This is a genomic window from Streptomyces sp. 17_S59, from assembly GCF_056930295.1.
Genome location: NZ_JBXOWD010000001.1, coordinates 4,142,798 through 4,161,908, shown reverse-complemented (window position 1 = coordinate 4,161,908; position 19,111 = coordinate 4,142,798). Strand labels below are relative to the sequence as shown.

Genomic DNA, 19,111 nt, shown 5'->3' with positions numbered 1-19,111 from the left:
ACCATGAGATTCCGGCATCCCGACGGCAGCACCGTCCACCTCTCCTACTGCACCAACGTCCACCCCGCGGAAGATCTCGACGGGATCATCGGCCAGCTGCACACCCACGCCGGGCCGGTCCGCGACCGGCTGGGCGCGGACCGCCTCGGCCTGGGCCTGTGGATCCCCGGCCCCCTGGCCGCCGAACTGGCCCAGGACGCGTCCGCCGTGGCCCGGCTGCGCCGCGAACTGGACGTCCGCGGCCTGGAAGTCGTCTCCCTCAACGGCTTTCCCCACCGCAGCTTCCACGCCCCTGTCGTGAAGCACCAGGTCTACCTCCCCGACTGGTCGGACCCCGCCCGGCTCCGGTACACCCTCGACCTCACCCGCGTCCTGGCCCGACTGCTCCCCGACGACGCCGCCCGCGGAAGCATCTCCACCCTCCCGCTCGGCTGGCGCGACTGGTGGACCGCGCGCCACAGCACCGCCGCCCGCGTCCACCTCGAAGAGCTCTCGGCCCACCTGACGGCGCTCAGCGCCGCAGAAGGCCGGCCCATCCGGGTGGGTTTCGAACCCGAACCGGGCTGCGTGGTCGAACGGACCGAGGAGGCAGCCGTCCACCTCGGGCTGCTCGACCCCGCCGTCCTCGGCGTCTGTCTGGACGCCTGCCACCTCGCGGTCGCCTTCGAGGAGCCCGCGCAGGCCCTCGCCCGCCTCTCCGCGGCCGGTCTGCCCGTCGTCAAGCTCCAGGCGTCCAGTGCCCTGCACGCCCAGAACCCGGCCGACCCCGAAACGGCCGCCGCCCTCGCCCGGTTCACCGAGCCCCGCTTCCTGCACCAGACACGCGAGGCCCGCAGCCCGCTTCCGCTGGGGCACGACGACCTGAACGCCGCTCTCGAACCCGGAGCCCTGCCCGGCGAGGCCCCCTGGCGGGTGCACTTCCACATGCCGCTGCACGCAGAACCGGACCCGCCGCTGCGCAGCACCCGCCCGCTGCTCGAAGAAACCCTCGGCCAGCTCCTCGGCGGTCCCGGGGCCCTCACCGACCACATCGAGGTGGAGACCTACACCTGGCCCGTCCTCCCCGACCGGAACCACCCCGGTGACGGCCGGGGACCGAACCCGCTCGTCGACGGCATCGCCGCCGAACTGCGCTGGGCGCGCAGCCGCCTCCACGCTCTCGGCCTCAAGGAGATCCCCGCATGACCACGCACACACCCGTAGTCGTGCTGTGCACCGTGGGAGTCACTCCCCGTCTGCTCCCGCACATGCCGAACCTGCGGGCGATCGGCGAGGAGGGGTTCGTCTCCCCTCTCGAGACCGCCTTCCCCGCGGTCACCTCCACCGTCCAGGCCTCGATCATCACGGGCAGCCGGCCGAGCCTGCACGGCGCCGTGGCCAACGGCTGGTACGACCGCGACCGCGGGGAAGTCCAGTTCTGGGGCCAGCACAACGGACTCGTCGCCGGCGAGAAGATCTGGCATGCCGCCCGCAAGGCCGACCCTCACCACCGCACCGCCTATCTGTGCTGGTGGTACGCCATGGGCGCCGACGTCGACACCATCCTGACCCCTCGCCCGGTCTACCGCTACGACGGGCGCAAGGAGCCGGATTGCTACACCCGTCCGGCTTCCCTGCGTGACTCGCTCACCGACACACTGGGCCCCTTCCCCCTCTTCCGCTACTGGGGCCCCATGGCCGACATCACGTCCACCCAGTGGGTCCTCTCCGCCGCGCGCATCGTCGTCGCCACGGCGTCCCCCGACCTGACCTTCGTCTACGTCCCCCATCTCGACTACGACCTCCAGCGCTTCGGGCCCGACGGCACGGAAGCCATCCGAGCGGCCCGCCAGGCCGACGCCGCCCTCGGCCCGTTCCTCCGCGAACTGCGCGAACGCGGCACCACCGTCCTCGCCTTGAGCGAATACGGCATCACCGCCGTCCGGAGGCCCGTCGACATCAACCGGGTACTGCGCCGGGAAAAACTGCTGAACGTCTACACCCAGCGCGGCATGGAGTACCTCGACCCCCACACCAGCCGTGCCTTCGCCGTCGCCGACCACCAGGTCGCCCACGTCTACGTCGGCGACGCCGCCGACGTTCCCCGGGTGGCCGACCTCCTGAAGGCCGTCCCCGGAGTCGACCAGGTCCTGGACCGCACTGCTCAGCAGGCTTACGGCATTGATCACGAACGCTCCGGGGAACTCGTCGTCATCAGCGAGCCCGACGCCTGGTTCACCTACTACTACTGGCTCGACGACGAACGCGCCCCCGACTTCGCCCACGGCGTGGAGATCCACCGCAAGCCCGGATACGACCCGGCCGAGCTGTTCTTCGACCCCGCCGACCCCTGGGCGAAGGCCCGCGCGGCATGGGCCGTACTCCGCAAGAAGGCCGGGATGCGCGCGCCCCTGACCGTCACCCCCCTGACCCCCGGAATCGTGCGCGGCAGCCACGGCCGGCTCGCGGACGATGCCCGGGACGCCCCCCTGCTGCTCTGCTCCGACCCCGCCCTCCAGCGCTCCCGGTACAGCGTCACCGACATCAAACAGCTGGTCCTCCGGCTCAACGGCCGGTACCGCACCGACTGAACCCGCCATTCATCCGGTGTGCCCGCCGGACCGCCCCGGACGGGCCTCCGGGTGGGGCGACCCCGCCCCGCCCGGCGCACCCCCCATCATCCCCAGCATCCCCCTGCCCCCCGTAGCAAAGAACCGCCACACCAGCACCCCCGCCAGCACCAGGAACACCACATTCAGATACGTCGTGTAGTTCCAGCTCACCCCCGCCATCGGCACCTTCGCCGCCGCCTGGTCCGGGATCAGCCCCAGCCACCCGAAGGCGAACTCCACCACGAAGCCCGCCGCCACCATCGCGACGTAGAACGTGCCGAGCAAAAACAGCGCCGTCCGGCCCCCGTAGTACTTCCGGTAGATGCTCAGGATCGGCAGGATCAGCAGGTCGGCGAAGACGAACGCCACCACCCCGCCGAAGCTGATGCCGCCCTTCCACAGCACCACCGCCAGCGGCACGTTCCCGATGGAGCACACGAACGACACCATCGACACCACCGGGCCGATCAGCGGGCCCCACAGGCGGACCAGCAGCGGGTGGCCCTCGAAGAAGAACGTCCGCCAGAACGCGTCCGGCACCCACGCCGCGACCGCGCCCGCGATGAACAGGCCCGCCACCAGGTCGCGCAGGATCGCCGCCCACTCCATGACGAAGACGTGGGACGTGGCGGTGAAGCCCGCGCCGGACAGCAGGCGACGGGCGAACGAGCCCTCGCCGGGCACCGACATGTCCATGGCCGCGTGCCCCTCCATCGCGCCCGCCACACCGCGTTCCGCCTGCGCCCTGGCCCGCCGCAGCAGCCCCTCCCCCAGCAGCAGCCGGAACAGCACCGCCAGCACCGTGATCATCAGGAAGCCCCCGGCGAACTCCGCCGCCGTGAACTGCCAGCCCATCAGCAGGGCCAGGATCACCCCCAGCTCGACCACCAGATTCGTGGAGGCGATCTCGAAGGCCATCGCGGCCGTGAAGTCCGCGCCCTTGACGAACAGCGAGCGCGCCAGGGCGACGGCGGCGTACGAGCACGAGGAGGAGGCCGCGCCCAGCCCGGCGGCCACGGCCAGCGTGCGGGGGCGGTCGTCGCCCAGCAGCGCGACGACCGCGGACTTGCGGACCACCGCCTGCACCACGGCGGACAGGGCGAAACCCAGGATCAGCGCCCAGGTGATCTCCCAGGTCATGGCCCCCGTGATGGAGAGCGCGCGGAGCACGGCGTGCGACACGGAGTGGATCACCGGGCCAGCATGCCGGGACGGCCGCCGCAGGCGGTCCCATGCCGGTGTCTCCGGGCGCGTACGGGCGTACGCCGGGCAGCGGTCCCGGGAGGGACGGCCGCGTCACTTCACCGCGGCCACCACGGCGACGACAACGAGCATCACGGCGAGCGCACCGGTCATGATCCGGTTCCTGGTCTTCGGGTCCACCCCACGAGCGTAACCGGCCCGCTCACGGGGCCCGCCGAGTGCCCAGGGGCCAGGCGCCCACGGTCTCGTACCGGGGGCCCTCGCCGGGCACGCCGCCGCCGGGCAGGCGGCTGCGCACCAGCTCCAGGCGCTCGACCCGCCACCTGCGGCCGCGGAACTCCGCCAGCTCCTCCGCGTACGGCTTGAGGTTCACGTGCCCGGAGACCCGGGCGAGGGTGAGGTGGGCGCGGAAGGGCTTGGCGTCGTCCATGCGCACCCCGGCCCGGCGGGCCGCGGCGGCGGTGGAGCGGGCCAGGCCGGCGAGGGTCTCCAGGGAGCCGGTCGCCCCGACCCACAGGATCCGGTCGCCGAACCGGCCGCCCCCGGCGAACCGCAGCTCGTGCGCGGGATGCCGGTGGGCGGCGCGGGCGAGGCGCTCCTCCAGCTCGGGGAGCAGGGCCTCGTCGACCTCGCCGAGGAAGGCGAGGGTGAAGTGCCACAGGGCGGGATCGGTCCAGCGCAGCCGCCCCTGGCGCTCGGGGAGCGCGGCGCGCAGCCCGGCCACTTCGGCCGCCAGCTCGTCGATGGCGGCCTGGGGAGGGGTCACTGCGGCGAACAGTCGCATGGGGCCAGTGTGGCGCGGGTGGGGGCGATTCGCCCCCACCCGGCGCAGCCAGTCACGCAGCCCGTCACGCCACAGCGGTCACCGACTCCTGCTGGGGAGATTCCTGCAGAGACTCCTGCCGGGATGCCCCCTGCCGCGGGACGAACACCACGTGCCGGTGCCCCCGCCGCAGGTCCACCTTGACGCGCAGGCCGCCCGCGCGGACCAGCGCCAGGCCGACCCCGGCCGCGGCGAGCGCCGAGACCAGGCCCCCGGCGAGGAAGCCGACCCGCGGCCCGTACACGTCCGTGACCCAGCCGACGAGCGGCGCGCCCAGCGGCGTACCGCCCATGAAGACCATCATGAACAGGGCCATCACCCGGCCCCGCAGCGCGGGGTCCGAGGCCAGCTGGATGCCGGAGTTGGCGGTCACGTTGATCGTCAGGCCGCACATCCCGATCGGGACGAGCAGCAGCGCGAAGACCCAGAACGCGGGCGCCAGCGCCGCCGTGACCTCCAGGACGCCGAACAGCACCGCGGCGCCGACCAGGATCCGCATCCGGGAGCTGCCGCGCCGGGCCGCGAGCAGGGCGCCGACCAGGGAGCCGCCCGCCATCAGCGTATTCAGCAGGCCGTAGGTGCCGGCCCCGGCGTGGAAGACGTCATTGACGAACGCCGTGAGCCAGATGGGGAAGTTGAAGCCGAAGGTGCCGATGAAGCCGACGAGCACGATCGGCCAGATCAGCTCCGGGCGCCCGGCCACATGGCGCAGGCCCTCGCGCAGCTGGCCCTTGCCGCGCGGGGCGCGGTCGACCTTGTGCAGCTCGGAGGTGCGCATCAGCAGCAGGGCCGCAATCGGCGCGAGGAACGACAGCCCGTTCAGCAGGAACGCCCAGCCGCTGCCCATCGCGTTGATCAGCACACCGCCGACGGCCGGGCCGACCAGGCGGGCGGACTGGAAGTTGGCGGAGTTGAGGCTGACGGCGTTGCGCAGGTCGGCCGGGCCGACCATCTCGACGACGAACGCCTGCCGTGCCGGGTTGTCGACGACCGTCACGAGGCCGAGGGCGAACGCAATGAGGTAGACGTGCCAGACCTGGACGTGTCCGGAGAGCGTGAGCGCGGCCAGCGCGAGCCCGGTGACGCCCATCGCGGCCTGGGTGAACAGCAGCAGTCTGCGCTTGGGGCAGCGGTCGGCTATGACGCCGCCGTAGAGGCCGAAAAGGAGCATGGGCAGGAACTGCAGCGCCGTGGTGATGCCGACGGCGGCGGACGAGCCGGTGATGCTGAGGACCAACCAGTCCTGGGCGATGCGCTGCATCCAGGTGCCGGTGTTGGACACCACCTGGCCGGCGGCGAAGAGCCGGTAGTTGCGGACGCGAAGCGAGCTGAAGGTGCCCCCCTTGTGCGGGCCGGGTTTGCGGCCGAGGTGCGGCAGAGGGGTCGTACGGGTGTCGTCGTGGCGGTTCGGTGCGGGTGCGGAGTCTGCTCCGGGTCCCGAACTCAAAGGGTTCGCCTCCTTCTCGTGTGCCTTACAGGTGCGCGAGCTTCTCCAGCACGGGCGCGGCGGCGCGCAGCGTCGCCCACTCGTCCTCGTCCAGCTTCCCGGCCAGTTCGGTGAGCCAGGCGTTGCGCTTGCGCCGGCTCTCCTCGAGCATGGCCTCGGCCTGCTCGGTCTGGCGGACCACCTTCTGCCGGCGGTCCTCGGGGTGCGGCTCCAGCCTGACCAGGCCCTTGCCCTCCAGCAGCGCCACGATGCGCGTCATCGACGGCGGCTGCACGTGCTCCTTGCGGGCCAGCTCCCCCGGGGTGGCGGAGCCACAGCGGCAGAGCGTCCCGAGCACCGACATCTCGGCCGGGCTGAGCGACTCGTCCACCCGCTGGTGCTTGAGCCTGCGGGACAGACGCATCACGCCGGCACGCAGGGCGTCGATCGCCTCGGTGTCGACATCGACGTCGGCACCGGCGTCGACGCCGGTGCTGCTGTCGTCTGGGGTGCGGGACAGATCCGACATGTTTATTAGCTTAGCTCATTAGCTGAGCTAAATAAAGTGGGCTGGTGGGGCGGACGGAAGCACGAGTGGGCGGCCGGGCATCATGCCCGGCCGCCCACGTCGACCGCTCTCCGGACCTGAGTACTGCCTCACGCCCGGCGGATGGAGTACTGCAGCTGCCGCTCCCGGACTACTTCACGCCCAGCGCCTGCTCGATCGGGTCGAGCAGGAAGTAGACGAGGAAGCAGAGCCCGACCACGTTGAGCAGCCAGGGGATCTCCCGCGCCCGCTTGTCGGCGATGCGCAGCAGGATGAAGGCGAGCACGCCGATGCCGATGCCGTTGGTGATCGAGTAGGTGAACGGCATCGAGATGATCGTCAGGAACGCGGGGATCGCGATCGTGAAGTCGCTCCAGTCGATCTCCTTGACGTTGGCCGCCATGATCAGGAAGCCGACGACCAGCAGGGCCGGGGTGGCGGCCTGCGAGGGGACGACCGTGGCCAGCGGCGTGAAGACGAGGGCCAGCAGGAAGAGGCCGCCGGTCATGATGTTCGCCAGGCCCGTGCGGGCGCCCTCGCCGACGCCGGCCGTGGACTCCACGAAGCAGGTGTTGGCGGAGGCGGAGCCGAGGCCGCCCGCGGCGACGGCGACGCCGTCGACCATGAGGATCCGGCCCATGTTGGGCAGCTGGCCGTTCTCGTCCGTGAGACCGGCCTCCTCGCCGACGCCGATGATCGTGCCCATCGCGTCGAAGAAGCCCGACAGCAGCACCGTGAAGACGAACAGGCAGCCGGTGAGCAGCCCGACCTCGCGGAAGCCGCCGAAGAGGCTGATGTTGCCGATGAGGCCGAAGTCGGGGGCGCCGACGACGCTGTCCGGCATCTTCGGGACGCTCAGGCCCCAGCTCGCGTCCGGGATCTTCGCGAGGGAGTTGACGACGACCGCGAGGACGGTCATGGCCACGATGCCGATCAGGATCGCGCCGCGCGCCTTGCGGACGACGAGGACGAACGTCAGCGCCAGCCCGATCACGAAGACCAGCACCGGCCAGCCGTGCAACTGCCCGCCCTGACCGAGGCCGAGCGGGACGGTCGTGTGCGCGGCGTCCGGGTTGCGGCTGACGAAGCCGGAGTCGACAAGGCCGATCAGCGAGATGAACAGGCCGATGCCGATCGCGATCGCGCGGCGCAGCCCGCCCGGGATCGCGTCCATCACGCGCTGCCGCAGGCCGGAGGCGACCAGCACCATCAGCACGAGGCCCGCGAGCACCACCATGCCCATGGCGTCCGGCCAGCTCATCTTGGGCGCGAGCTGGAGCGAGACGACGGCGTTGATGCCGAGGCCGGCGGCGCAGGCGATGGGCACATTGCCGATGGCACCCATGAGGACGGTGGTGAGCCCGGCCATCAGCGCGGTGGCCGTGACCAGCTGGGCGTTGTCCAGCTGGTGGCCGAACTTGTCCTGGCCCGCCCCGAGGATGATCGGGTTCAGGACGACGATGTAGGCCATCGCGAAGAACGTGGCCAGCCCGCCGCGCAGCTCACGGGCCACAGTCGAGCCGCGCTCGGTGATGCGGAAGTAGCGGTCGATCGCATTGCGGGCCGGGGCGGAGGGGGGCTGGGGGGTGACGGACGGCGCCGGGGACTGCTGGGCGTCGTCGGCCGTGGCGGTGGCGGTGGTCGTGGCGGTGGCCGAGGTGGGCGGCATGCGGGGACCTCAGTCGTATGGGCCGGGGAAGGCCGGGAGACAAACAAAAGGATCTTGAGCGGATGCCGTCCGATCACCGTTTGGATGATCGAACAAAACCAGCCGTTCAATTCCCGTTCGATTCAGTATGAATAAACAAACGCGGATTGGCTAATCTCCGCGCGTAGACCCCTATGCCCCTCCATCCCACAAGGGCTCCCCCAAAGGCCCGCACACCCGGACGCACTAGGCTGGCGACCATGACGAAGTGGACCCCCACGCACGAGGCACCCGAGCCCCTGGAGGGCCCCGTCGTCGCAACCGTCACCGGTGGCACGATCGTCTGGTTCGTCCTCTTCCTCGGGCAGCTGCCGTTCTACGGCTGGTTCAGCGACCACGGGCACCTGTGGTGGCTGTGGACCTGTGTGGCCGGGGGCGGGCTGGGGCTCATCGGCATCTGGTACGTGCGGAAGCGCGATGCCGCGATCAAGCGGCATGAGGCCGCGCAGCGGGCCGCTGCGCAGGGCGGCGCGGCGAAGGAGTAGCGGGCCGAAAATGGCCCCGCTCAGCGGGTGAAACGGCCCCGCCGCCCGTACCGTCGGATTCATGAGCGATCCCGCGCGGGCCGCCGCGCATCCCGGCCTGACCACCGGCCAGGTCGCCGAGCGGGTGGCCCGGGGCGAGGTCAACGACGTTCCCGTGCGGTCCTCGCGCTCCACAACCGAGATCGTCCGGGCCAATGTGTTCACCCGGTTCAACGCCATCATCGGCGTCCTCTTCCTGATCATCCTGGTCGTGGGGCCCCTCCAGGACGGCCTGTTCGGCTTCGTCATCGTCGCCAACACCGCCATCGGCATCCTCCAGGAACTCCGCGCCAAGAAGACCCTGGACAGCCTCGCCGTCATCGGCGAGGCCAAGCCGACCGTCCGCCGCGACGGCGTCCCCGTCCCCATCCCCACCGGGCAGATCGTCCTCGGCGACCTCATCGAACTCGGGCCCGGCGACAAGTGCGTGGTCGACGGCGAGGTCCTGGAGGCCGACGGGCTGGAGATCGACGAGTCGCTGCTGACCGGCGAGGCCGACCCGGTGCTGAAGAAGCCCGGCGACCGGGTCATGTCCGGCTCCTTCGTCGTCGCCGGAGGCGGCGCCTATACCGCCACCAAGGTGGGCCGCGAGGCCTACGCCGCCCAGCTCGCCGAGGAGGCGTCCCGCTTCACGCTCGTCCACTCCGAGCTGCGCACGGGCATCAGCCGGATCCTCAAGTACGTGACGTGGCTGATGCTGCCCGCCGCGATCGGCCTGATCGTCAGCCAACTGGTCGTGCAGAAACACGACTGGCAGGAGGCCGTCCGGCGGATGGTCGCGGGCATCGTGCCGATGGTCCCCGAGGGGCTCGTCCTGCTGACCTCCGTCGCCTTCGCCATCGGCGTCATCCGGCTGGGCCGCAAGCAGTGCCTGGTGCAGGAGCTGCCCGCGATCGAGGGCCTGGCCCGGGTGGACGTCGTGTGCCTCGACAAGACCGGCACCCTCACCGAGGGCGGCATGGACGTCAGCGAACTGCGCGTACTGCCCGACGCGGCCGCCGACGGGCCGTACGTGCGCCAGGTGCTCGGCGCCCTCGGCGACTCCGACCCGCGGCCCAACGCCAGCCTCCAGGCCATCATCGACGCCTACCCCGACGGCACCGGCTGGCGCTGCACCGAGTCGCTGCCGTTCTCCTCCGCCCGCAAGTACAGCGGCGCCTCGCTCAACAGCCCCGACGGGGAGAGCAGCAACTGGCTGCTGGGCGCACCCGACGTGCTGCTGCCGTCCGGGCACACGGCCCTCGCCGAGGCCGACGGCCTCAACGCCCGCGGGCTGCGCGTCCTGCTGCTCGCCCGCACCTCGCGGGAGCTGGACGACCCGCGCGTCGCCGAGGGCGCGCGGGCCGCCGCGCTGGTCGTCCTGGAGCAGCGGCTGCGCTCCGACGCGGCGGACACGCTGCGCTACTTCGCCGAGCAGGACGTCTCCGCGAAGGTCATCTCCGGGGACAACGCGGTGTCCGTCGGCGCCGTCGCCGCGAAGCTGGCGCTGCCCGGGGCCGAGGAGCCCGTGGACGCGCGGCGGCTGCCGGCCGAGCAGGGCGCGATGGCCGAGGTCCTCGACCGGGGGGCGGTCTTCGGGCGCGTCACCCCGCAGCAGAAGCGGGACATGGTGGGCGCCCTCCAGTCGCGCGGCCACACCGTGGCCATGACCGGCGACGGCGTCAACGACGTGCTGGCCCTCAAGGACGCCGACATCGGCGTCTCCATGGGCTCCGGGTCGGAGGCCACGCGGGCCGTCGCGCAGATCGTGCTGCTCGACAACAGCTTCGCGACGCTGCCGTCCGTGGTGGCGGAGGGGCGGCGCGTCATCGGCAACATCACGCGGGTGGCGACGCTCTTCCTGACGAAGACGGTCTACTCGGTGCTGCTCGCCGTCCTGGTCGTCTGCACGCGCGTGCCGTATCCGTTCCTGCCCCGGCACCTGACGCTGCTGTCGACACTGACGATCGGCGTCCCGGCCTTCTTCCTGGCGCTCGCGCCGAACAAGGAGCGGGCGCGGCCGCACTTCGTACGGCGGGTGATGCGGTACGCCGTGCCGTCCGGGCTGATCGCGGGGGCGGCGACCTTCGCCTCGTACCTGCTGGCGCGGGACTACTACGCCGGCTACTTCGCCGGGCTGTCCGCGCCGGACTCGCTCGGCGCGGAGACGAGCGCCGCGACGCTGACGCTCTTCCTGATCTCGCTGTGGGTGCTGGCGATCATCGCGCGGCCCTATACGTGGTGGCGGGTGGCGCTGGTCGCGGCGATGGGGGCCGGCTTCCTGATCGTGCTCGTGGTGCCCTGGCTCCAGCGCTTCTTCGCGCTGAAGCTGGTCGGTACGGAGCTGCCGTGGGCGGCGGTGGGGATCGCGGTCGCCGCGGGGCTGGGGCTGGAGTTCACCTGGCGGTGGGTGAGCAGGCGGTTCCCGGCGTAGGTGCCTAGGGGGTGTCCGGTGGGTCAGTGCGGGCCCCGCGGCGTCTGGTGCTGGGGGCACCTCCCAGCGGTAGCTGGGGGAGCATCGCAAGGCGGAGCATCACCCGCGTACTGGGCGTACTCGGGTGATGCGACAACGCGGCGAGGTGCCGTGCCAGGCGCTGCGGGGCCTGTGCTGACCCACCGGACACCCCCTAGGGCTTCTCGTCCTCCAGCATGCCGCGGATCATCTCCCGGAGTTCGGGGGTGTCCTCGTGCTTGTGCGCGGAGACGGCGTGCTCGACGGCGGCGCGGAGCACTTCTTCTTCCTCGCCGGCGATGGTGAGGGTGCAGTCGATATCGCTCGGGGCCTTGCGGCAGTCGGCGACTTTCCTGGTCATGGCGGCCTCCCGGGGAGGGGGGTGGTTCTGGGCTTGCCGCACTTCCAGGGTAGGGCGGGTAGGGGAAAAGCCCCCCCCGGGTCGCCCCCTTAGTCGAACCACCTCGCCCGCGCCAGCTCCTCCGTCCGCGACGGATCCTCCAGCAGCGCCGCCGCCTCGAAGCGGCGCGCCCACGTGCCGGAGGCCCAGGCCAGGCCCGCCGCCACGCCCTCCAGCGTCGCCGCGTGCAGGACGCCGTCCGGGCCGTAGCGCCAGTCCAGTTCGACGCCGTCGACGATCAGCTCCTCGTGCTCGACGTACGTCACCGGCGCGGCCGGCAGCAGGACGCGTACGCCCTCCGGGACCTCCCGGACCTCGCCCAGGTCCGCGGCGACCTCCGCCGGCACCACCTCGCCGAGGCGCCGCACCTGGAGCAGGTCGGCCAGTTCGGCGGCGCGGTCCGGGCGCACCGGGAGCAGGGGGCGGCCCGCCGCCAGGGGCAGCAGGTCGGGCGCGTCCGCGACCAGCGCGTCCGCCGCGTCCACGACCCGCACCTCGCCGTCCACGACGACCCGCAGCTCGTCCGGCAGGGTCACCTCCTCCGGGTCCAGCTCGGCCAGCATCCCGTACAGGCCGTGCAGCTGGGCGGGGCGCACCGGGCGTGCCGGGTCGGCCAGCCTGGCCAGCAGCTCCGCGGCGCCGCCGGGCTCGTCGAGCAGGGCCGCCACGGAGGTCCGCACGCCCAGGGCCCGCAGCACCTGCTCGTCCGCGAGCCCGGCCGCGTCCACCGCCTCGTACAAGCCCTCCAGCAGCGGATCTCCGCCCGCCACCCGCAGCCCGGCGGGGCGGCGGCCGTCCAGCACGGGGTGGCCGCGCAGCCACCACGCGGTGTACGGGCGGACGGACTCGGTCGTGCCGTCCGGCAGCAGCACCCGCACCGGGGTGGTCAGCGCGTCGCGCAGCGGGGGCTCGGCCAGCATGGCCAGGGCCTCCGGCCAGGCGTCGTCGTCGACCAGGTCCAGGTCCCGCACGGCCACGATCTCGGTGGCGACGGGCGGTACGGGGGTGTCGGGCAGCCGGTCGAGGACGTCCTCGCACCACACGTCCACGGCGTCCAGCAGCCCGGCGTCGTCCGGCTCGGGGAAGTCGCCCTCGCGCGGCTCCAGTTCGTCCGGGTCGAGGACGACGTCCGTGGCGCGCACCAGCGCGAAGCCGGCGAGCACGCCGACCGCGGTGAGCGGCTGCTCGCCCCAGCGCTCCGCCAGCTCGGCGTCGCACGCGGCCAGCTCTCCCGGCCGGATCACCCGCTCGAACGCGCTGCCCGGCAGGACGAGTTCGCCCGCGGGCGACAGTTCGCCGTCCTCGTCGGGGAGGGCGAGGGCGGCGAGCCAGGGCTCGTCACCGGGGGCCAGACCCGCGTCGCGCACGAGCGTGAGGACGACCTCCACGAGCGTGTCGTTGTCGAGCGCGTCCTCGTCCCAGAAGTCCTCGGCGTCCAGGGAATTGACCACGGCCGCCCGCACCTGCGGGGTCGTCAGGATCGCCCGCGGCGAGGACGGTGTGGCGCCGAGCTTCTCCAGCAGCGGGTGCGCGGCCTCGGGGTGCGCGACCTTCAGGCCCAGCCGCGCCAGGCGCTCCGAACCGGTCGCGTCCGCGGGCGGCAGCAGCACCTGCCGGGGGCCGACGGCCGGCCGGGCTCCCCCGGCCAGCGGCACGGGCAGGCCGGTGAGGCGGTCGGGGTCGACCCCGGCGAGGCTGTCGTAGAGCCGCCACCACCAGGACGGGTCGCGCTCGATGCCCGCCAGCCGGTCGATGACCTCGCCGAGCGGCACCCGGGCCACGCCCAGCGCGCGCAGCTCGGGGCGGCGCTCCAGCCCCGCGGGCAGCAGCGACGGGAACAGCTCGCCCAGCACCGCCACGGTCTCCGCCCCGGCGCCCTCCACGACCTCGGCCTCCGCCGGGCGCAGGGCGATCGGCTCGCCGACGGCCGCGCTGCGCGCCAGGGAGTCGTCCCAGCCGCCCGGCTCCCCGGGACCCGCCAGCTGCCGGGCGGCGTCCGGGCCCTCGGTCCACGGGATGCCCTCCACGCCGCCGCCCGCGGGCAGCGCGGCCTCCCCGCCCCCGAGGGCGGCCGCCGCGGCGGCGCCGGGCAGGAAGGGAACGCGCGGCAGCCGCTCCAGCACCCGGCTGCGCAGCTCGGCGTCGAGCGCGCCCCGGCCCAGCGGCGCCGGGACGAGGTCGAGCGTGCCGGTGGACACCGGGTGCCAGTCGCGGAGCAGGTCCGCGTAGACCTCGGCGGCGCGCTCGGTGAGGAAGGCGGTGAGCGGGCCGGGCGCGGTGTGGCGGCGCGTGGGCTCCAGCGGGAACGTGCCGATCAGCAGGCCCGGCAGGCCCAGCGGCTCGTCCGTGGGCGTCGGGGCGTGCAGCACGGGAGCGGTGACCGGGGGCACCGGCGCGCCCTCGGGCCCCACGGGAACGGCCCAGGTCACGGACCACTCGGGCCGCAGCCGCTCCTCGACGGGGCGGTCGGCCAGCAGGGCGCCGTCCAGGCGGCCGCCCGCGCTCCCGACCCGCCAGCGCGTCGCGGGAACGCTGCGGGCGGAGTCCTCCACGACCGTGTACGGGCCCTCCTGGCGGCGCGTCAGGGTGCGCGGGGCGCCGCCGTCCGGGGTCTCGACGACCACTTCGGCGAGGCCGGGCAGGGTCAGCAGCAGCGCGTCGTCGACCCCGGCGAGCAGCCGCCGCGCCAGGTCCTCGGCGGCCCCGTCCCGCAGCGGCAGCACCACGACCGTGTCGTAGCCCTCCGGCGCGGTGCCCTCGGCCGGCAGCGGGAGGCGCAGCAGCGGCACGTGGCCCTCGCGCCGGCGGATCTCCGAACCCAGGCCGGGGCAGCCGGACGCCGCGTCGGCGGCGAAGGCCCGGGCCTCGCCCAGGGACCAGCGGACACCGCCCGTCCGGCTGATGACGGCGGGCTCGTCGCTGACCGCCAGGACGGCGGCGAAGCCCACGCCGAAGCGCCCGACCGCCCGGCCGTCGCCCTCGCGCTTCGCGGACGCCCGCAGGGTGGCCAGCGACTCGACGCCCGAGGCGTCGAGCGGGGCGCCGGTGTTGGCGGCGGCCAGCACGGCGGGCTCGCCGTCGCGCGCGGGCCGCAGGCTCAGCCGGAGCCGGCCGGGGACGCCCGCGCGGGCCGCGGCGTCGGCGGCGTTCTGGGCCAGCTCCACGACCAGGCGGTCGCGGTAGCCGCCGAGCGCCAGGTCCTCCTCGGCGTTGGCGTCCTCCCGGAACCTCGCGGGCGAGGCCACCCAGGCGTCCAGCACCCCTCGCCGCAGCCGCGCGGTCCCGAACGGATCCATTCCCGTGCCGCTCACGTCCGTCGTCTCCCTGTCCCGTCGCCGTTGTCTGCCGTGAACGTACAGCGCGGGTGGGTGCGGTGGTGCGCGGGGCCGGTGGTGGGTCGGGGCCGGGGCGGGACGGGCCCTTCTGGGGGCTGGATTATTTACGGCAACCGTTACGTGTCCAGGTGCCCCGAACGTCGCCGCAAATAACCCTTTACGCCCCCTGCCAGGGCCCGTCCCGCCCCGGCCCCTTCCGGCCGGTCCTGCGGCTGCCGCGTCAGGCGTGGCCCAGGTCCGCCTCGTCCTCGGCCTCGGGCGCTTCTTCGCGCAGCGGCAGCTCGTCCACCAGCGTCTCGTCCACCACCGGCGGCGCCGGTCGCGGCGCCTTCGGCATCACCGCCGCCTCCGAGTGCCCACCGCACCCGTACGCCAGCGACACCACATGCCCGTCCGCAGGCCCGAACTCATTCGCGCAGACACCGAACGCCTGGCCGAGCGAGCCGCCGATCGGCACCAGGAAGCCGCAGCTCACACAGGACGCGGGGGCCGCCTGGGCCATGGGGGTCTTGGAGCCGTGCGACTCGTCCCACCGGTCGGCGGCCGTGTGCAGCCCGTAGCGGGAGAGGACCCGGGCGCGGCGCATGCCCAGCTCCTCGGCCAGGGCCGTGATCGAGCCGCGCGCGGGCGTGGTCGGCTGGGCCGAAGGGGGACCGGCCGAGACCTCCGCGTCCTCCGCCTCCGCCAGCTCGGCCATCTCCGCCGAGACGGCGGAGTTCGGCGGCGGCATTTCCTCGCCGGACCAGCCGGGCTCCAGGCGCAGGTCGTCGGCCTGGGTGGGCAGCAGGTCGCCGGGGCCCATGTCGCCGGGGCGCAGCCGCTCGCTCCAGGGCACCCACTCGGGGGCGAGGAGCGCGTCGGGGCCGGGGAGCAGGACGGTCTCGTCGACGGTGACCAGCTTGGCGCGGGAGGCGCGGGCGACGGTCACGGCCCAGCGCCAGCCGCGGTAGCCGGCGTCCTGGCAGGCGAAGTAGTGCGTGACGACCCGGTCCCCGTCGGCGGCGACCTCGACGTGGTCACCGATCTTGCCCGGCAGTGCGGCCTCCTCGGCCGCCGCCCGGGCAAGATCGACCGCCTCGGCGCACAGGCGGTCCGGGGTACGGCTTCGCATCGCAGCACTCACAAGAATCGATTCTCTCTTCCACGCCGTCTCACGAGTGCGCCAGCCGAACGGTCGGGGCGGCGGACGGAGCGGACCGCGGGACCGCGTCGACGTCCGCGCCCGAACAACGGCCTCGGGCGCACCTGTCATCACCCATTCTGCGGGATCGGGACTCGGGGTGCGGCCAAGAGCGGCGGCCGGTGGCGCGCTACGCACGCTACCCCGCGCGGCCGCCCCGGGGATACCCGGGCGTCGGCGAGCCCCCGGCGAGCCGCCGGGCACGCCCCGCGGATGCACCGAAAGTGCCATGCGCGGTGCCAGTTGGGGCAGTATGGCGTGGTGGGAGCCATCCGGTCAGCCGAAGGCGGTCCGCTCCGCCGTACCGGCCGGAGCGTCGGCCGTGCGCTGCGCGCCCCCGTCAGGGGTGCCGTCCGGGGCGTCCGGAAGGCCACGCACGCGCACGGGGCGGGCGAGTCCGGCCTGGGCAAGCTGATCGAGCTGCACGCCGTGAACTCCGCAGGCGACATGATGATCACGGTTGCCCTGGCCTCCACGGTCTTCTTCTCCGTCCCCACCGACCAGGCACGCGGCCGGGTGGCCCTCTACCTCGCGGTGACGATGGCGCCCTTCACGCTGCTGGCCCCGGTGATCGGGCCGTTGCTGGACCGGCTCCCGCACGGCCGCCGGGCCGCGATGGCCGGTGCGATGCTGACGCGGGCGCTGCTGGCGCTGACGATGTCGGGCGCGGTCGCCACGGGCGGGCTGGAGCTGTATCCGGCCGCACTGGGCGTGCTGGTGGCCTCGAAGGCATACGGAGTGGTGCGCTCCGCCGTCGTGCCGAGGCTGCTGCCGCCCCGGATCTCGCTGGTCAAGGCGAACAGCCGGGTGACCCTCGGGGGCCTGCTGGCGACGGGCGTGGCGGCCCCGCTGGGCGCGGGGCTGCACCAGCTGGGACCGGCGTATCCGCTGTACGGGGCGTGCGCGGTGTTCGCCTTCGGCACCTATCTCTCGCTCTCCCTGCCGCACAAGGTCGACTCGGCGAAGGGCGAGGCCCGGGCCCGGCTGACGGCGCCGGAGCACCGGCACCACCTGACGTCCGGGCGGTCCCGGAAACCGGGAAAGCCCGGGAAACCGGGGACGCGCGGGGAGCGGCGCAGGCCGCCGGGGCTGCGCACGGTGGGCGCGTCGGTGCTGCACGCACTCCAGGCGAACAGCGCGCTCCGGATGCTCTCGGGGTTCCTCACGTTCTTCCTCGCCTTCCTGCTGCGGGTGCATCCGCTCGGCGGCCTGAGCCCGGCGTTCTCGCTGGGGATCGTGGCGGTCGCGGCGGGCGCCGGGAACGCCCTGGGCACGGCGATGGGCGCGCTGCTGCGGTCGCGCGGGCCGGAGAAGACGATCGCGGCGGTGCTGACGGCGGCGATGGCGACGACGATCGTCACCGCCGCGCTCTACAGCGCCTTCTTCGTGGTGGTCGTGGCGGCCGTCGCGGGGATCTCGCAGGCCCTGGGCAAGCAGTCGCTGGACTCCCTCATCCAGCGGGACGTGCCGGAGGAGGTGCGGACCTCGGCGTTCGCCCGTTCGGAGACGCTGCTCCAGATGTGCTGGGTGGCCGGCGGGGCCATCGGCATCCTGCTGCCGCTCAACGGAGTGCTGGGCATGTCCGTGGCCTCGGCCTTCCTCGCGCTGGGCGTGGCCACTGCCGTACGGGGCCTGCTGACGGCCGCTCGGCGCGGCTCGCCGCACCCGCGCGTGGCCTGAGCGGAGGGGCCCGATAGCCTGCCCGCATGACCGCTGCGATTTTCCGGGGCAAGCGCCGCCGCGCCGCTGCCGCCGCCGCCGGCGTGGCCTTCGGGCTCGTCGCCCTCTCCGCCTGCGACAAGCCGACGCCGCTGGCGACCGTGACCGTGGGTTCGACCACCGTGACCACCGAGGCCGCCTGCTACAACGACGACGACGGCCTCGAGACCGCCAAGGTCACCTCCTGCCTGGAGGAGGGCAGCAAGACCGTCAAGGCGTCCATGGAGGACAAGGTCCGCTTCGGCGTCGACCCGAAGATCGCGGACAACGGCTGGACGATCCTCATCAACGGCGCCCCCGCCGAGCCGCAGCCGAACAAGAAGACGTTCCGCTCCATCCCGGCCAGCGCCTTCTTCTCCACCGGCCAGGGCCCGGCCGAGAAGGCCGTCAAGGTGAGCATCCTCGAGAGCAAGTCCGGCAAGGCGCTGGGCGTCTGGAACTTCACGCTCGAGCGCGACACCGACTGAGCCGCGCCGATGCGTGTCCTCGTCGTCACCGCCGTCCCGGCGGAACGTGATGCCGTGACCGCCGCCGGGCCCGCCCCGGTGGCACGCCCGCTGCCCGGCGGGGCCGTGCTGCACCGCTCGGCGCCGGACGGCGCCGCCGGCCCGGTGTTCGACGTGCTGGCCGCCGGGGTGGGCCCGGCCGCCGCCGCGGCCGGCACCGCGACCGCGCTGACCGCGGCCGCGCTGGCCGGCGAGCCGTACGAGCTGGTGATCTCGGCGGGCATCGCGGGCGGTTTCGCGCCCGCCGCGCCGCTGGGCAGCGTGGTCGTCTCCGAGGCGCTGGTCGCCGCGGACCTGGGCGCGCAGTCCGGTGACGGCGGCTTCCTGTCCGTCTCGGAGCTGGGCTTCGGCACGGACGGCTACCGGGTGCCCGAGGCCCTCGTACGGGCCGTCGCCGGGGCGTGCGGCGCCCTGCGCGGCGAGGTGCTGACCGTGACCACCGCGACCGGCTCCGCCGAGCGGGCCGCCCAGCTGGCCGAGCGTCACCCGGCAGCGGTGGCCGAGGCCATGGAGGGCTTCGGCGCCGCGGAGGCGGCCGCCGCGCACGGGGTGCCGGTGCTGGAGCTGCGCACCGTGTCCAACGCGGTGGGGCCGCGCGACCGGGCCGCCTGGCGGATCGGCGAGGCGCTGGCCGCCCTGACGGAGGCATTCCGGAACCTGCCACCCGCGCTTGCGGAGAAAGCCGAGCTGTTCTCGTGAACGAGCAGAGCCGACGGAC

At 73.5% G+C, this 19,111-nt stretch carries 15 protein-coding genes; 7 read left to right on the top strand and 8 right to left on the bottom strand.

The window, feature by feature from the left end; genetic code table 11:
- Positions 1-3 precede the first annotated feature (3 nt).
- Both eboE and AC1Z4A_RS18810 read left to right on the top strand, forming a co-directional pair.
- Entirely contained in the window at positions 4-1,185 is a 1,182-nt protein-coding gene (eboE, locus tag AC1Z4A_RS18815) for a metabolite traffic protein EboE (protein WP_483680324.1), read from the top strand.
- Complete coding sequence (locus AC1Z4A_RS18810) at positions 1,182-2,570, top strand: alkaline phosphatase family protein (RefSeq protein WP_483680323.1); 1,389 nt, start codon at positions 1,182-1,184, stop codon at positions 2,568-2,570. Before eboE ends, AC1Z4A_RS18810 begins: the two co-directional genes overlap by 4 nt.
- Positions 2,571-2,579: 9 nt before the next feature.
- On the opposite strand, the gene AC1Z4A_RS18805 is transcribed toward AC1Z4A_RS18810, so the two are convergent.
- The 5 genes from AC1Z4A_RS18805 to AC1Z4A_RS18785 form a co-directional block, all read right to left on the bottom strand.
- Positions 2,580-3,785, bottom strand: coding sequence for a permease (locus AC1Z4A_RS18805; RefSeq protein WP_483680322.1), 1,206 nt, complete (start codon positions 3,783-3,785; stop codon positions 2,580-2,582).
- Between the two features lie 211 nt (positions 3,786-3,996).
- Complete coding sequence (gene thpR / locus AC1Z4A_RS18800) at positions 3,997-4,578, bottom strand: RNA 2',3'-cyclic phosphodiesterase (RefSeq protein ID WP_483680321.1); 582 nt, start codon at positions 4,576-4,578, stop codon at positions 3,997-3,999.
- A 64-nt stretch (positions 4,579-4,642) separates the two neighbouring features.
- Positions 4,643-6,064, bottom strand: a complete 1,422-nt coding sequence (locus AC1Z4A_RS18795; RefSeq protein ID WP_483680320.1) for an MFS transporter — start codon at positions 6,062-6,064, stop codon at positions 4,643-4,645.
- Between the two features lie 25 nt (positions 6,065-6,089).
- Positions 6,090-6,467 (bottom strand): MarR family winged helix-turn-helix transcriptional regulator, encoded by a 378-nt coding sequence (locus tag AC1Z4A_RS18790; RefSeq protein ID WP_483683639.1) that lies wholly within the window; start codon positions 6,465-6,467, stop codon positions 6,090-6,092.
- A 274-nt stretch (positions 6,468-6,741) separates the two neighbouring features.
- A complete protein-coding gene (locus tag AC1Z4A_RS18785; RefSeq protein ID WP_483680319.1) occupies positions 6,742-8,259 on the bottom strand; it encodes an NCS2 family permease in 1,518 nt (505 codons plus the stop codon).
- A 239-nt stretch (positions 8,260-8,498) separates the two neighbouring features.
- Here AC1Z4A_RS18785 and AC1Z4A_RS18780 point away from each other — a divergent pair, with 239 nt between their 5' ends.
- Positions 8,499-8,783: a DUF2530 domain-containing protein gene (locus tag AC1Z4A_RS18780; RefSeq protein ID WP_483680318.1), complete on the top strand. Its 285-nt coding sequence runs from the start codon at positions 8,499-8,501 to the stop codon at positions 8,781-8,783.
- A 61-nt stretch (positions 8,784-8,844) separates the two neighbouring features.
- Complete coding sequence (locus AC1Z4A_RS18775; protein WP_483680317.1) at positions 8,845-11,235, top strand: HAD-IC family P-type ATPase; 2,391 nt, start codon at positions 8,845-8,847, stop codon at positions 11,233-11,235.
- Positions 11,236-11,428: 193 nt separating this feature from the next.
- Here AC1Z4A_RS18775 and AC1Z4A_RS18770 read toward each other — a convergent pair whose 3' ends face one another.
- From AC1Z4A_RS18770 to AC1Z4A_RS18760, 3 genes are all read right to left on the bottom strand, one after another.
- Positions 11,429-11,614 carry a DUF1059 domain-containing protein gene (locus AC1Z4A_RS18770; RefSeq protein WP_483680316.1) on the bottom strand — a complete coding sequence of 62 codons (186 nt, stop codon included), beginning with the start codon at positions 11,612-11,614 and terminating at the stop codon, positions 11,429-11,431.
- An 89-nt stretch (positions 11,615-11,703) separates the two neighbouring features.
- Complete coding sequence (locus tag AC1Z4A_RS18765) at positions 11,704-14,949, bottom strand: sacsin N-terminal ATP-binding-like domain-containing protein (protein ID WP_483683638.1); 3,246 nt, start codon at positions 14,947-14,949, stop codon at positions 11,704-11,706.
- A 259-nt stretch (positions 14,950-15,208) separates the two neighbouring features.
- A complete protein-coding gene (locus AC1Z4A_RS18760) occupies positions 15,209-16,099 on the bottom strand; it encodes a DUF3027 domain-containing protein (protein ID WP_483680315.1) in 891 nt (296 codons plus the stop codon).
- A gap of 330 nt (positions 16,100-16,429) precedes the next feature.
- Between AC1Z4A_RS18760 and AC1Z4A_RS18755 the strand changes: the two genes are divergently transcribed.
- The 3 genes from AC1Z4A_RS18755 to AC1Z4A_RS18745 are packed head-to-tail and all read left to right on the top strand — an operon-like array spanning position 16,430 to position 19,092.
- Positions 16,430-17,848 (top strand): MFS transporter, encoded by a 1,419-nt coding sequence (locus tag AC1Z4A_RS18755; protein ID WP_483680314.1) that lies wholly within the window; start codon positions 16,430-16,432, stop codon positions 17,846-17,848.
- A gap of 26 nt (positions 17,849-17,874) precedes the next feature.
- Positions 17,875-18,354, top strand: a complete 480-nt coding sequence (locus AC1Z4A_RS18750; RefSeq protein ID WP_483680313.1) for a DUF2771 domain-containing protein — start codon at positions 17,875-17,877, stop codon at positions 18,352-18,354.
- Between the two features lie 9 nt (positions 18,355-18,363).
- Positions 18,364-19,092 carry a futalosine hydrolase gene (locus AC1Z4A_RS18745; RefSeq protein ID WP_483680311.1) on the top strand — a complete coding sequence of 243 codons (729 nt, stop codon included), beginning with the start codon at positions 18,364-18,366 and terminating at the stop codon, positions 19,090-19,092.
- Positions 19,093-19,111 lie beyond the last annotated feature (19 nt).